General features: G+C 65.6%; 10 protein-coding genes. 7 read left to right on the plus strand and 3 right to left on the minus strand.

The features are described 5' to 3' along the window. Positions 1 to 50: 50 nt before the first annotated feature. From CAP2UW1_RS00825 to CAP2UW1_RS00845, 5 genes are read left to right on the plus strand one after another with little or no spacing between them, the layout of a single operon-like run. Positions 51 to 1277 (plus strand): TolC family protein, encoded by a 1227-nt coding sequence (locus CAP2UW1_RS00825; RefSeq protein ID WP_012806974.1) that lies wholly within the window; start codon positions 51 to 53, stop codon positions 1275 to 1277. Next, positions 1274 to 1846, plus strand: coding sequence for a hypothetical protein (locus CAP2UW1_RS00830; protein WP_012806975.1), 573 nt, complete (start codon positions 1274 to 1276; stop codon positions 1844 to 1846). Before CAP2UW1_RS00825 ends, CAP2UW1_RS00830 begins: the two co-directional genes overlap by 4 nt. After that, positions 1839 to 3041, plus strand: a complete 1203-nt coding sequence (locus tag CAP2UW1_RS00835; protein ID WP_012806976.1) for an efflux RND transporter periplasmic adaptor subunit — start codon at positions 1839 to 1841, stop codon at positions 3039 to 3041. Before CAP2UW1_RS00830 ends, CAP2UW1_RS00835 begins: the two co-directional genes overlap by 8 nt. 9 nt (positions 3042 to 3050) lie before the next feature. After that, a complete protein-coding gene (locus CAP2UW1_RS00840; RefSeq protein WP_012806977.1) occupies positions 3051 to 6155 on the plus strand; it encodes an efflux RND transporter permease subunit in 3105 nt (1034 codons plus the stop codon). A gap of 23 nt (positions 6156 to 6178) precedes the next feature. Then, a complete protein-coding gene (locus tag CAP2UW1_RS00845; protein WP_012806978.1) occupies positions 6179 to 6640 on the plus strand; it encodes a hypothetical protein in 462 nt (153 codons plus the stop codon). 56 nt (positions 6641 to 6696) lie between these two features. On the opposite strand, the gene CAP2UW1_RS00850 is transcribed toward CAP2UW1_RS00845, so the two are convergent. From CAP2UW1_RS00850 to CAP2UW1_RS00860, 3 genes are read right to left on the minus strand one after another with little or no spacing between them, the layout of a single operon-like run. Next, on the minus strand, positions 6697 to 8151 hold the full coding sequence (locus CAP2UW1_RS00850; protein ID WP_012806979.1) for an efflux transporter outer membrane subunit: 1455 nt from the start codon (positions 8149 to 8151) through the stop codon (positions 6697 to 6699). After that, entirely contained in the window at positions 8148 to 11318 is a 3171-nt protein-coding gene (locus CAP2UW1_RS00855; RefSeq protein ID WP_012806980.1) for an efflux RND transporter permease subunit, read from the minus strand. The genes CAP2UW1_RS00850 and CAP2UW1_RS00855 overlap by 4 nt, the downstream gene beginning before the upstream one ends. Before the next feature lie 9 nt (positions 11319 to 11327). Continuing rightward, positions 11328 to 12458, minus strand: a complete 1131-nt coding sequence (locus CAP2UW1_RS00860; RefSeq protein ID WP_012806981.1) for an efflux RND transporter periplasmic adaptor subunit — start codon at positions 12456 to 12458, stop codon at positions 11328 to 11330. A 65-nt stretch (positions 12459 to 12523) separates the two neighbouring features. Between CAP2UW1_RS00860 and CAP2UW1_RS23435 the strand changes: the two genes are divergently transcribed. Next, the gene (locus CAP2UW1_RS23435; protein ID WP_199931540.1) at positions 12524 to 13645 is read left to right on the plus strand and encodes a phage portal protein; all 1122 of its coding nucleotides are present in this window, start codon (positions 12524 to 12526) and stop codon (positions 13643 to 13645) included. 31 nt (positions 13646 to 13676) lie between these two features. After that, complete coding sequence (locus CAP2UW1_RS23440) at positions 13677 to 14108, plus strand: S49 family peptidase (protein ID WP_199931541.1); 432 nt, start codon at positions 13677 to 13679, stop codon at positions 14106 to 14108. The last annotated feature ends 39 nt before the right edge of the window (positions 14109 to 14147 follow it).

Here is a 14147-nt window from a genome sequence, read left to right on the forward strand (position 1 = left end):
CAGCGTCCGGCAACATGGCGTCCATCAGTGATTCACGATGGGCGCCTCCGATGCATTGCAATCCCCAGCGAACGTTGAAGGCACGGCTGGCAGTCAAGCTCCTGAGCGTGTTGCTTGGCGTTACGACAGCTTCCGCGCAGGCGGAGACCTTGCGCGAGGTGTTCGAGAAAGCGTGGGCCAGTTCCCCCCACGGGCGGACGGCAGAGGCGAAGCGGGACGAAGTCGCCGCCAGCCGAACGGTGGCCGAATCCTGGTTTCCTGCCGCCCCGAAGGTTGACGCTTTTCACCGGACCGACCGTTGGAACAGCGATCTCGGCAACCAGGAGAGCGAAATCGGCGTTTCCGTTCCGCTCTGGCTGCCCGGACAGAAGGCGGCGCGCCGGAGCCTGGCCGAGGCCGAAGGCGGAGAGAACGAAGGTGACATCCAGGCGACACGGCTGGCCGTGGCCGGTGAACTGCGCCGGGCGTTGTGGACGCTGATCATGGCCAGGAGTGAAGCCGAGGTTGCCGCAGAACGCCTGAAAGCCGCGCTCGCACTCGAAGAGGATGTCGGCAGGCGGCTCAAGGTGGGAGAAATCGCCCGCTCCGACCTGCTGCTTGCCCGGCAGGAAACCGCCAGTGCGCGCGCCGCCGCAGCCGACGCGCAACTCGGGGTGGTTCGCAGCCTGCAACGCTACCGGGTGCTGACCGGCAGCGAGCGGCTGCCGGACGATCCGCAGGAGCCGGTTGCGGTGGCAGACAATCGGCCTGTCGATCCCCGCGTCGCCGCTGGCCAGGCCGTTATCGAGCGCGCCCGCGCGGCCCTCAAACTGGCTCAGGAGTCACGCCGAGAGGCGCCGAGTGTCGGTGTGCTCTATCGCCGCGATCGTGACGTTTCCGGTGCCACCCCGCGCGACAGCATTGGTTTTGCCATCAGCATCCCGCTGGCCGTCGAAGTGCGCAATGCGCCCCTGCTGGCCAGCGCCAACACGGCCCTGATCGACGCCGAAGCCCGCTATCGTCGGCTCCTTGCCGAAGTCGAGGCCGAGGTGCGCGAAGCCGAGGCACAGCTCGACTCGGCCGGTCTCGGTGCGACGCTGGCGGTCGAGCGCGAGCACGCCGCGGCGGAGCGCCTGGCGCTGATGCGCCGCTCGTTCGAGCTTGGCGAAACCTCGCTCGTCGAGCTGCTCCGCGCCCATTCCCAGACCACCGAGGCCCGCATCGAAGGGGCCCGCAGCCGTTCCCGACTATCCGCCGCGCAGGCCAATCTGAATCAGGCTCGAGGAATCACGCCGTGACCCGACCATTCTTCCTCCCGACCTGGGCCGCTGCTTGTGTGGCGGCCAGTCTGCTGGCGCTGTTTTCCCTGTCTGCGCCGCTCATCGCCCACGAAGGCCATGACCACGGGGCCGCCGCGAAACCCACCGATGTCCGGCTGGCACCACGTTTCGAGGTGCGCAACGAGGACGTGGAAGTTGTCGGTGTGCTCGCCGACAAGACTCTGCTCATCTATCTCGACCGCGTCAGCGACAACCGGCCAGTTCAAGACGCACAGATCGAAGTCGAGGGGCCAGGGATCAAGGGCGTTGCCTCCGCGATGCCCGACGGGGTCTATCAACTACCCGCTGCCGCCCTCGCCCCGGCCGGCAGATACCCCCTGACGCTGACGATTCAGGCAGGCGAAAGCGTCGATCTGCTCGCTGCCACTCTGGAGGTGGGAGAAGTCCCGGCGGCAGCGTCCGCCGAGGAGAATACCAAACGCCCGTGGTGGCTCCTCGCAGGGATTTCGCTGCTCGTGCTGTCCGGCGGCCTGGTCGCGCATCGCCTGCGTCGCCAAGCAAGAGAGAGGGCCATTCACCATGTCTGACTACCGCACTTCAGGCCGTCACGCTGTTGTTTTGCTGCTGGCTGGTGTGCTGACGGTTCAGCAGGTCTGGGCGCACGGCGGTGAGAAGCATGACGACGAGAAGAAATCCACCGCAGCCCCGGTGGCGGTCGCCGCAGTCAGCGCAGTCAAGGCAGTCAAGGCAGTCAACGCCCAGGGCCAGGTGACCTTTGTCGAGCCCGCCTTGCGCTTGCCGGATGGCAGCGTCTTCGTGCCGAAATCGGCCCAACGGCAACTGGCGCTGCGCACCCTGGCGGCACGCAAGGGCGAGTTTCCCCGCACCATCGAACTCAATGGCCGCGTCGTCGGCGATCCCAATGCGGGCGGACGCGTGCAGACCTTCCAGAGCGGGCGCATCGAGGCCGGCCCGCAGGGACTCGCGGTACTCGGCCAGCGGGTCGGCAAAGGGCAAGTTCTCGCCTGGCTGCAGCCGGCGTCCAGCGCCATCGAACGCGGTTCGCAGCAGGCGGCGCTGGCCGAACTCGCCGCTCAGGAAAGCATCCTCGAACGCCGCGTCGCACGCTTCAGGCAACTCGAAGGCAGCGTTCCGCAGAAGGATGTCGAGCAGGCGCAGATCGAACTCGCCGCCTTCAAAAAACGAAAAGGCGCGCTCGGCGGCAGCCTCGGTCGTGAAGCGCTGGTGGCGCCGGTCAGCGGTGTCGTCAGCGCCGCCAACGCCGTCGTGGGTCAGGTCGTCAATGCGCGGGAGGTGGTCTTCGAGGTAATCGATCCACAGCGCCTGGCGGTCGAGGCACTGGCCTACGACCCGCTGCTGCTCGCCGGACTGGCCGGGGCCAGCGCGCCGGTGGCCGGCGGCGTTATCGATCTGGCCTTCGTCGGCATCGGGCGCACTCTCAAGGAGCAGGCCATGCCGGTCCTGTTCCGTGTCGAATTGCCGAAAACCGGCGAGCTGCCTGCGCTTGCGGTCGGCCAGACACTCAAGGTGCTGGCCCAGACTCGGGAGCGCCAGTCCGGCGTCGCCGTTCCCGTCGGCGCCGTGGTGCGCAATGCGGCCAATGAATCGGTGGTTTGGCTGCATACCAGCGCCGAGCGCTTTGTCTCGCGCAAGGTCAGGATCGCGCCGCTGGACGGTCATTCCGTGGCCGTGACCGAGGGGCTGAGCGGCGGCGAGCGGGTCGTCGTGCAAGGCGCCGCATCGCTTTCGCAGATTCGTTGAGGGGGCGCCGTGTTCGATTTCATCATCAACGCCAGCCTCAGGCAGCGTCTGATCGTGCTGGGTGTCTCGTTGCTGCTGATCATTTATGGCGCCCTGACTGTGCGCAAGATGCCGGTGGACGTCTTCCCCGACCTCAACAAGCCGATGGTCACGCTGATGACCGAAGCCGGCGGCATGGCGCCCGAAGAGGTCGAGCAGTTGATCACCTTCCCCATCGAGTCGGCGATGAACGGGATGCCCGGTGTGACGCGCGTGCGCTCCGTGTCCGGTATCGGCCTGTCGGTGGTGTATATCGAGTTCGCGTGGGGAAGCGAGATTTACCGCAACCGCCAGCAGATCGCCGAACGTCTCAATCTGGTGCGCGAGCAATTGCCCCAGGGCATCGTTCCGCAGATGGGGCCGATCTCGTCGATCATGGGCGAGATCCTGCTCATCGCCCTGCCCGCCGACCCCGACAAGGTCAGCCCGATGCAGGTCCGGGAATACGCCGACTGGGTCATCCGCCCACGCCTGCTCACCATTCCCGGCGTCGCGCAGGTCATTGCCATCGGTGGCCAGGTCAAGCAGTACCGCGTTGAACCCGATCCGGCGCGCCTGCAGGCGCTGGCAGTGACGCTGAGCGAACTGGAAGCGGCGCTGAAAAACTTCGGCGGCAACACGGCCGGGGGCTTCGTCGATGCCGGCGGACGCGAATACCTGATCCGCAACATCGGCCGCAGCAGCCGGCTGGAAGACCTGCAGAACCAACCGGTGGCGCTGCGCAAGGGGCAAGTGATCCTGCTCCACCAAGTCGCCTCGGTCAGCTTCGCGCCGGCCATCAAGCGCGGCGATGGCAGTTTCCAGGGCAAGCCGGCAGTCATTCTCTCGGTACAGAAGCAACCGACGGCGGACTCGGTGGCCTTGACGCGCGCCATCGAAAAAGCCCTGACGGAGATGGGCAGGAGTCTGCCGCAGGGGGTCGAAACACCGCAGTTCCTCTTCAGGCAGGCCAATTTCATCGAAGCGTCGGTCAATAACGTCGAGGAAGCGCTGCGCGACGGCGCGATCATGGTCGCCATCATCCTCTTCCTGTTCCTGGCCAATTTCCGCACGACCTTCATTTCGCTGACCGCCATCCCGGTCTCCCTGCTGATCACGGCGCTGGTCTTCCACTACTTCGGCCTGTCGATCAACACCATGACGCTTGGCGGCCTGGCCATCGCCATCGGCGAACTGGTCGATGATGCGGTGGTCGATGTCGAAAACGTCCTGCGTCGCCTGCGCGAAAACCGGAGTTTGCCCAATCCCCGGTCGGCGCTGGAAGTGATCGCTGCCGCCTCGAAGGAAGTTCGCTCCGGGGTCGTCTATGCGACCTTGATCGTCGTGCTGGTGTTCATTCCGCTGTTCGCCCTGCCGGGTATCGAGGGCCGGCTGTTCACGCCGCTCGGCGTGGCCTATATCGTTTCCATCCTGGCCAGCATGGCGGTGGCAATGACCATCACCCCGGTGCTGTGCTACTACCTTTTGCCGAAAATGAAGCACATCGATCATGGCGACAGTGCCTTGGTCAAGAAACTCAAGGCGTGGGACGAACGCCTGCTCAACTGGTCCTTTGATCGTGGCCGACTCCTGCTGGCCGGTGCGGCGATCACCGTGGCGGTGGCGCTGGCATCGATCCCCTTCTTCCCGAAATCCTTTCTGCCGCCGTTCAACGAAGGCACCCTGACGGTCAGTGTGCTGCTCAACCCCGGCACCTCGCTCAGCGAGGCGAATCGCCTCGGCACGCAGGCCGAGAAGCTGTTGCTGACCGTGCCGGAAGTCACCGAAGTTGGCCGTCGGACCGGTCGGGCCGAACTGGACGAACACGCTGAAGGCGTCCATTCCTCGGAAATCGAGGTCGACCTGAAAGCCTCGGAACGTGGCCGCGAGGTGATCATCGCCGACATTCGCCAGCGCCTCTCCGGCCTGCCTGCGGTGGTCAGTGTGGGACAGCCGATTTCGCACCGCCTCGACCATCTGCTTTCGGGGGTGCGGGCGCAGATTGCACTGAAAATCTTCGGTGACGACCTGGATACCCTGCGCGGGCTGGCCGGCGACCTCAGGGAGCGACTGGCCAGGATCCCCGGGATTACCGATCTGCAGATCGAAAAGCAGGTGCTGATCCCGCAGTACAAGATCCGCGTCGATTATGACGCCGCCGCGCGCTACGGCGTCACCTCCGGCGAACTGCTGCAACGGCTCGAACAGTTGCTGGCCGGCGAACGCCTTGGCCAGGTCCTGGAAGGCAATCGTCGCTTCGACCTCAGCCTGCGCCTGCCGGAAGACGCCCGCGGCGAGCGCGGCCTGGAGAACCTGCTGATCGAGACGCCGATCGGTCGGGTGCCGCTGTCAAGCCTCGCCACGATCGAGGATGGCGATGGCCCGAACCAGATCGGCCGGGAAAACACGCGCCGACGCATCGTCATCTCGGCCAATAGCGATGGTTCCGACATGAGCCGCATCATTGCCGAGATCCGCGCAGAAATCGACCGCCAACCGATGCCGGAGGGCTATTTCCCTCTCCTGGAGGGGCAGTTCCAGGCGCAGGAGGAGGCCGCCAGGCTGATTGCGGTACTGGCGCTGGTCTCGCTCGCCATGATCTACCTGGTCCTCTACAGCCGCTATCGTTCGGCCGTCCTGACGGCCATCGTCATGGGCAATGTGCCACTCGCGCTGGTCGGCTCGGTGGTGGCCTTGTGGATCTCCGGCGAACCGCTGTCGGTGGCCGCGCTGGTCGGCTTTGTCACGCTGACCGGCATCGCCACTCGCAACGGCATTCTCAAGATCAGCCACTACATCAACCTGTGCGCCTTTGAGGACGAGGTATTCGGGCGAAAGATGATCGTGCGCGGCTCGCTGGAGCGGCTGACGCCGGTGTTGATGACTGCCCTGGTCGCCGCCTTCGCCCTGACGCCGCTACTGCTCGCCGCCGACGCGCCTGGCAAGGAGATCCTGCACCCGGTGGCGGTGGTGATTTTTGGCGGACTGATCAGTTCCACCCTGCTCGACACACTGCTGACGCCGGTCATGTTCTGGCTGTTCGGCGAGAAGCCGCTGCAACGCTTGTTGGCCGAGAAAGCGAAAGCCTCCTTTTGACCCTGCCCCGTGAGGAAGAACCCATGCAACGCACCCTGATTTTCCCCCTGACCCTGGTGGCGGCTTTAGTGTCGGTCGGCAACGGCGCCTTCGCCCATGACGATGCCACGCTCGACAAACTCGCCGGACCCAATGGCGGCCAACTGCGCATGGCCGGCGCTTACCACTTCGAACTGGTCGTCGCCAGGGACAGCAGGCAGGCCAGAGACAACCCGGTAAGCGTCTATCTCTCCGACCATGACGGGAAAAAGGTCGCCGCGGCGGGCGCCAGCGGTACGGCCACCATCCTGGCCGAAAAAGCGAAGATCACGGTGCCGCTGGTGCCGGCCGGCGACAACCGGCTGACGGGAATCGGCAAGTACGCGTCGGATCCGCAGATGAAGGTCGTCGTGTCAATCACCCTCGCCGACAGGAAAACAGAACAGGCGCGGTTTACGCCGCTGACCATGGCCGCCGCCGATGGGCACGGTGATCACCGGCAGTGAGCACCGGCAATGGCGGCCTGGCCGTAACGCGCCGGCCCCCGACGAGGTGCCGGCAGTCAGAACAATGGCGGTATGGATCCCGGCGCGACTGGCCGCCCGCCGCCCGCGGTCAGCTGGTCGGCTTCGCTCACCCAGCCGCCGCCCATCGCCTTGTAGATGTTGACCGACGAGGCGAACAGGGACGCGCGGATCGACGCCAGATTGAGTTCCGCCGGGAACAGGGTTTGCTCGGCCTGCAGCACGGTCGAATAGCCGGTGTAACCGCCCTCGTACTGAAGGCGGGCGAGGCGCGAGTACTCACTCAGCGCGACGACCAGCCGCTTCTGCGCGGCGAGCTGCTCCTGCAGCTTCTGGTTGGCGACCAGCGCGTTATCCACGTCGGCAAAGGCGTTGCGAATCGACAACTGGTAGTTGAGCAGCGCCGCGGCCTGTCCGGCTTCAGCCTGTGCGACCTGACCGCTGACCGCGCCGAAGGTGAAGATCGGTCCGACGATCGAGCCGGTGTAGTTCCATACCCGCGACGAGCCCTTGAACAGATTCGACAGATCGGAGCTGGCGCCGCCGAAGGCGCCGGTCAGCGAGATCGACGGGAAATACAGGGCTTTCGCCGCGCCGATCTGCGCGTTCGCGGCAATCAGGGTCTGCTCGGCCTGCAGCAGGTCAGGGCGACGCTCGAGCAAGGCTGACGGCACACCCGCCGGCACCTGCGGCAAGACGAGGTCGTCGACCGACTTGCCGCGCGCGATCGGACCGGGGTCGCGCCCGATCAGCACCGCCAGCGAGTTCTGGGTCTGCGCGATCTGCGATTCGATCAGCGGGATCTGCGCTGCCGCCGACTCGTATTGCGACTGCGCCTGCACGACGTTCATCTTCGACACCTGGCCGTACTTGTACTGCAGCTCGAAGAGCTTGACCGACTCGCCGTAGGCCGACAGCGTCTTCTTGGCGACCGCCAGTTGCGCGTCGAGGCCGCGCAACTGCAGGTAGCTGTTGGCGACCGAAGCGACGAGCGAGAGGACCACGCCGCGCCGCGCCTCGTCGGTGGCCAGCAGATTGGCCAGCGCCGCCTCGGACTGCCGCCGGATGCGGCCCCACAGGTCGATTTCCCAACTCGCCGACAGCCCCGCCTGGTAGGCCGTGCTCGGGTTCGGATAGTCGCGCAGCAGCGCCGCGAAAGCCGGTTCGAGCGAGCGCTGGCGCTCGCCGCTGGCGCCATAGCCAAGCTGCGGAAACAGTTGCGAGCGCGTCTGCGTGAGCACCGCCGCCGCCTGCTCGACGTTGGCGGCGGCGATGGCGATGTTGCTGTTGTGCGCCAGCCCTTCGGCGATCAACTGGTCGAGCACGGGATCCTGGAACTGCTTCCACCACAAGGTGTCGGCGGTGTCGGCGGCATCTTTCGGTGCGTATTGGAAGGCCTCGGGCGCAGCGACCTGCGGGCGCCGGTAGTCGGGGCCCAGCAGGCAACCGGCCAACAGGATTGCCGTGGCAGCGAGCACCAGCAGGCGCCTCATTCCCGTTGTCCTGTGGGCGGGGCGGCGGCTGCTGCCGGTGCGCCGCCGCCTTTTCTGCGCTCGGCCAGGCGGTCGAAGAGGTAGAAGAACAGCGGCACGTAGAGCATCGCCAGCGTTGTCTCGCCGATCATGCCGCCGATGATGCCGGTGCCGATCGAATGACGGGCATTCGCCCCGGCGCCGAGCGCCAGCGCCAGCGGCAGGCAGCCGAAGGCAAATGCCAGCGAGGTCATGATGATCGGCCGCAGTCGCTGCTCGCCGGCGAGCACGGTCGCTTCCATGATCGACTTGCCTTGCTTGCGAAAGTCGACGGCCGCCGAGACGCGCAGCACGGCGTTCTTGGCGCCCAGACCGATGAGGACCAGCAGACCGATCTGGAAATAGACGTCGTTTTCGAGGCCGCGCGCCCAGTTGGTGAGCAGCGCGCCGAGGATGCCGAAGGGCACCGCGGTCATCACCGCGCCGGGCAGCGTCCACGACTCGTATTGCGCGGCCAGTACCAGGAAGACGATAAGCAGCCCGAAGACAAATGCCAGCGCCGAGGTGCCGCGGGACTTCTTCTCCTCGAAGGCGAGCCCGGACCAGGCGAAGGTATAGCCCGCCGGCAGGATCTCGCCGGCCACCTCCTCCATCGCCGCGATCGCCTGGCCGGAGCTGAAACCCGGTGCCGGGTTGCCGATCACCTTGGCCGCCGGGAAACCGTTGAAATGCGGCAGGATGTCGGGTCCGACGGTCCAGTGGGTCGTCACCACCGCCGACAACGGCACCATCTTGCCCTGGTTGTTGCGCGTGTATAGCCGCGTCAGGTCCGCGGGCTGCTGGCGGAAGCTGGCGTCGGACTGCACGATCACCCACCAGACGCGACTGAACTGGCTGAACTGGCTGGCCGTCAGCGAACCGAACTGCGCCTGGATCGCGCTATAGACGTCCTGCACCTGCAGGCCGAGCAGCGTCGCCTTGTCGCGATCGACATCGGCACGCAACTGCTGTGCCTGTGCGTTGAAAGTGCTGTTCAGCGATGCCAGTTCGGGACGCGTGCGCGCCTTGTCGAGGAAGGCGCGCGTCAGCGCATCGAGCTTCAGCGGGTCACCGGCGGCGGTGTCCTGGATCCAGAACTCGAAACCGCCGGTGGTGCCGATGCCCGGAATCGCTGGCGGCGCGATCGGCAGGACGATCGCCTCTTCGATGTGCTTGGCCTGGTCGTAGAACGCGAGCAGGATCGCGCGCGCGTTCTGGCTGCGCGCCGAATCCAGCGAACCATAACGCGTGGCGAAGTCCTTGAAGGTGACGAAGAAGGTGGCCGCGTTGGCCTTGTAGCCGGCATCGATCAGGCTGTAGCCGGTGATCATCGAACGCCGGTCGACGCCCGGTATCTGCGCCAGGATCGCATCGACGCGGTCGGCGACCGCCTGCGTGCGGTCGAGGCTGGCGGACTGCGGCATGATGATCGCCACCATCGCGTAGCCCTGGTCCTCGTTGGGCACGAAGCTCGTCGGCAGCAGGTGAAAGAGGTGCCAGATGCTGTACAGGAACACGCCGAGCAGCACGAAGGCGAGGAGCATGCGCTTGATGACCCATTCGACGGCATGCCCGAAGGCGCGCGTCACGCGGTCGACCTGGCGGTTGAACCAGGCGAAGAAGCCGCGCTGCGGTGCCGGCGAGTGCTTCAGCAGCAAGGCACACATCGCCGGTGTCAGAGTCAGCGCGACGAAACCGGAGATGCTCACCGAAATGACGATGGTGATTGCGAACTGCCGGTAGAGCTGGCCGGTGGTGCCGGCCAGGAACGCCGCCGGAACGAAGACGGAGGCCATGACCAGAACCACGGCGACAAGGGAACTGCCGATCTCGCCCAGCGAGCGGATCGTCGCCTCCTTGGCCGCCAGATGGTGTTGCGCCATGTTTCGTTCGACGTTCTCGACGACGACGATGGCATCGTCGACGACCATGCCGATTGCCAGGATCAACCCGAACAGCGTCAGCAGGTTGATCGAGAAACCGAGCGCCAGCATGCCGGCAAAGGTGCCGACGAGAGCGACGACGATCGCCACCGCACAGATCAGCGTCGTACGCAGGTTCTGCAGGAACAGGTAAACGATCAGCACGACCAGGACCATCGCCGCGGCCAGCGTCTTCAGCACCTCCTCGATCGACAGCCGGACGAAATCGTTGGTGTCGAGCGCCACCACCACATCGAGCCCTTCGGGAAAGCGCGACTTCATTTCCGTCAGCGCCGCGCGCACGGCTTGCGAAACGACCAGGCCATTGGCGCCGGGCTGCTGGTAGATGGCGATCAAGGTCGTCGGTTCGCCGTTGATCCGGGTATTGACGACGTACTGGCGCAGGCCGACTTCTGCGCGTGCGACGTCGCCGACGCGGACGATCGCGCTGCCGTCCTGGTTGGCGCGCAGGATGATCTTCTCGTACTGGCGTGGATCGGTAAAGGGACTCTGCGTAACCACCGGGAAACTCAGCTCGACGGCGTCGGCGGTCGGCTGCTGGCCGATCTGGCCGGCGCCGAAGAGCGCGTTCTGGGTGTTGATGGCGTTGGCGATGTCACTGGTGGTAATCGCCAGCGACGCCATCCGGTCGGGGTTCATCCAGATGCGCATCGCCTGGTCGGCAACGCCCATGATCTGCGCCTGGCCGGCGCCGGGAACGCGCTTCAGCGCGTCGAGTACATACACGTTCGCATAGTTGGCGACGTAGCCGGGGCTGTAGCGGCCGCCCTTGCCGGTAACGCCGAGCAGCATCATGATCGTCGACGACTTCTTCTGCACCGACACGCCCTGCTGAGTTACCGCCGAAGGCAACTGCGGCAGCGCCAGGTTCACCCGGTTCTGCACCTGCACCTGCGCGATGTCGGGGTCGGCGTCGAGCGCGAAGTAGACGGTCAGCAGGAGCTGACCCGTGGCCGAGCTGCTCGACGTCATGTAGAGCATCTTGTCGACGCCGTTGATCTGCGCCTCGATCGGTGCCGCCACCGAATCGGCCAGCGTCTTCGAATCGGCACCCGGGTAGGTCGCCTGAACGGTCACCTGTACCGGCGTGATCGCCGGATACTGCTGCACCGGCATGACGAAGATCGACACCAGTCCGGCAATCGACAGGATGATCGCGACGACCGCCGCGAAGATCGGGCGCTCGATGAAGAAGCGGGAAAACATGCCGACTGCTCAGGAACCGGCCGCCGCCGGTCTGGGCGCAGGCGGTTTCACCGTCACCGTTGCCCCCGACGACAGGCGCATGCCGCCATCGACGACGAGCTGATCGCCAGCCTGCAGTCCCTCGCTGACGAACCAGTGCTCGCGGTACCAGTCGCCGACGACGATCGGCCGCTGCTCGGCCTTGCCCTCCTTGTTGACCAGCCAGACGAAATGACCCTGAGCTCCCTGCTGCACGGCACGCTGGGGGATCAGGATGGCATTCGGCCGCAGCGCGCCCTGCAGTCGCGCCCGCACGTACTGGTTGGGGCGCAGCAGCCCGTCCGGGTTATCGACCGTCGCACGGATCAGGAAGGTGCCGGTCTGCGAATTGTACGAGGGGTCGGTAAAGGTGATTTTGCCGGTATGGGGAAACAGATTCCCGCCACCCAGTTCGATCTCGACCACCAGCTTGTTGTCGGCGGGCAGCTTGAGCAGCCCTTTCCTGATGTTGTTGCGAATGCGCTCGACTTCGTTCTCGGAGATGCTGAAGTTCACCCACATCGGCGTGAGCACCGAGACGGTCGTCAACTGGCTGTTCTGCGAACTGACATAGGTGCCTTCGGCGACGGCGGCGAAACTCGTCACGCCGGCGACCGGCGAAGTGATCCTGGTGTACGAGAGATCGAGCTTTGCCGACTCCAGTTGCGCCTTCGACTGCGCGACGGCGGCGCCAGCCTGCTCGTACTGGCCCTGCGCGTCGTCGAGGTCTTTCTGCGACAGGGCGTCCTGCTCGACCAGCGGCTTGGTGCGCTTGAGATTGGCGGTCGCCACCTGCAGCGACGCCTGGTTGCGCTGCAATGCCGCTGCCGCGCCATCGACCTGCACCTGGAACGGCTTGGGATCGATCTGGAACAGCAACTGGCCGGCCTTCACCACCGCGCCCTCGGTGTACACACGCTTGTCGAGGAAGCCGGAAACGCGCGCCTGGATATTGACGGCCTGCGAACTCTGCGTTTGCGCCACGTATTCGGCCGACACCGGCACGTCGCGCACCTCGATCGTCAGCGTCGTCACTTCGAGCGGCGGTGGCGCCGGCTTTGCCGGCTCGCGGCCACAAGCGGCGAGGGCGGCCAGGCCCAGGACGAGGGTGGCAGAGTGCATGCTCAGTCGCCCGACAAGCCGGCGACGCTGATGCAGAAAGGATTTGGGCATCGACTTGTGCAACCGTGAAGGACGGCAAGAGGAAGCTTTGGAAACGCAACGGCACCCGGCGGAGTATCCCCGGCAGCCGACAGTCAGTCAACTCCACGCCTGCTCTACGAACTGGTGATGCTCTGATGGGCTTCTTGAGCTTCTTGAACCGCCTGCGGGCGTCGAGTTCCGACCGCTCTGAATGGGGGGACTTCTGGTTCGAACTGGTCTCCGTGCGCACGTCCAGTGGCATGCGTGTCTCGGCGGACAACGCCCTGCGCCTGGCGGCGGTGTACGCCAGCGTGCGCATCCTGGCCGAGACGATGGCCTCGTTGCCGTTCGTGTTCTACCGGCAGCGCGCCGATGGCGGCAAGGACCGGGTGACGGATCACTGGTTGTATCGCTTGTTCGCGAAACGTCCGAACCGGTACCAGAACCCGTATGAGTGGCGCGAGATGCTGCAGGGCCACCTGGCGTTGAGGGGCAACGCCTACAACCGGATCGTCGCCAACGGCCGGCGTGAGATTGTCAAACTGGTGCCGATCCACCCGGACCGGATCCGGATGGAACTCACCCCCTCGGGTGACTACCGCTATCGGGTGACCGACCGGGACGCGCAGTTTCTCGAACTGCGCAAGTTCCGGATCACCGACATCGCGCGGCTGTTCCGCGTGCCGCCGCACATCATCGCGGATCTCGATCGCGCGACCTTCTCGAACATTGAGCAGCAGAGTCTGGAATTCGAGATGCACACGATGACGTCTTGGGCGGAGCGTTGGGAGGCGAGCCTCGAGGCGGAGTTGCTGTTCGACGGCGACGATCTGGCAGTCGAGTTCGGCTTGGCCAACCTGATGCGCAGCGACGCGGCTGGCCGCTCGTCGTACTACCAGAGCCGCATCCAGGACGGCCGTTTGGCGGGGAGGTGGTCGCATCAATCGCTGCCTACCGCGCGGTGCGCGAAGCGCGCCGGGAGGCGGCCACCGCGGTCTCCAGCGGTGGGATCGCCGTCCTGCCCTTGTATGGCGTCGTCACTCAGCGTGGCAACATGGTCGACGACGTGTCGGGGCCGGGCAGCGTCCGCACGCAGCAGTTTGCGTCTGTGTTGGGCCAGCCGCTGGCGGATGACTCGGTCGTCAGATCCTGATCGACATCGATAGTCCGGGCGACGGCGTCTATGGGGCGTCCGCGTTGGCGGACGAGGTTACCAGTGCCCGGGTGCAGAAGCCGATGGTGGCAATTGCCAACCGCCTCGCTGCCAGTGGGTCGTACTGGATCGGCTGCTCGGCGTCGGAGTTCTACGTCGCGCCGGGTGGCGAGGTCGGCTCGATCGCCGTCTGGCAGGCGTATTTCGACTACTCGCAGGCGTTTGCTGCCGGGGGCGTGAAGCCCACGTTGATCTCGGCCGGCAAGTACAAGGTCGAGGGCAATCCGTGTGCGCCGCTCGACGAGGAGGCGCAGGGCTTGATGCAGTCGCGGGTGGATGACTACTACACCAGCTTTACCAAGGTGGTGGCGCGTGGGCGCGCCGTGCCGATTGCGCAGGTGCGCGACGGGATGGGGCAGGGTCGTGTGCTCGGCGCCGACGCAGCGTACGCGCAACGGGCGAGCGAGATTCTGTGATAATGGGAACGCGCAGTTGAGACCTCGTTGCACGGTTTG

Source organism: Candidatus Accumulibacter phosphatis, assembly GCF_000024165.1.
GTDB lineage: Bacteria > Pseudomonadota > Gammaproteobacteria > Burkholderiales > Rhodocyclaceae > Accumulibacter > Accumulibacter phosphatis.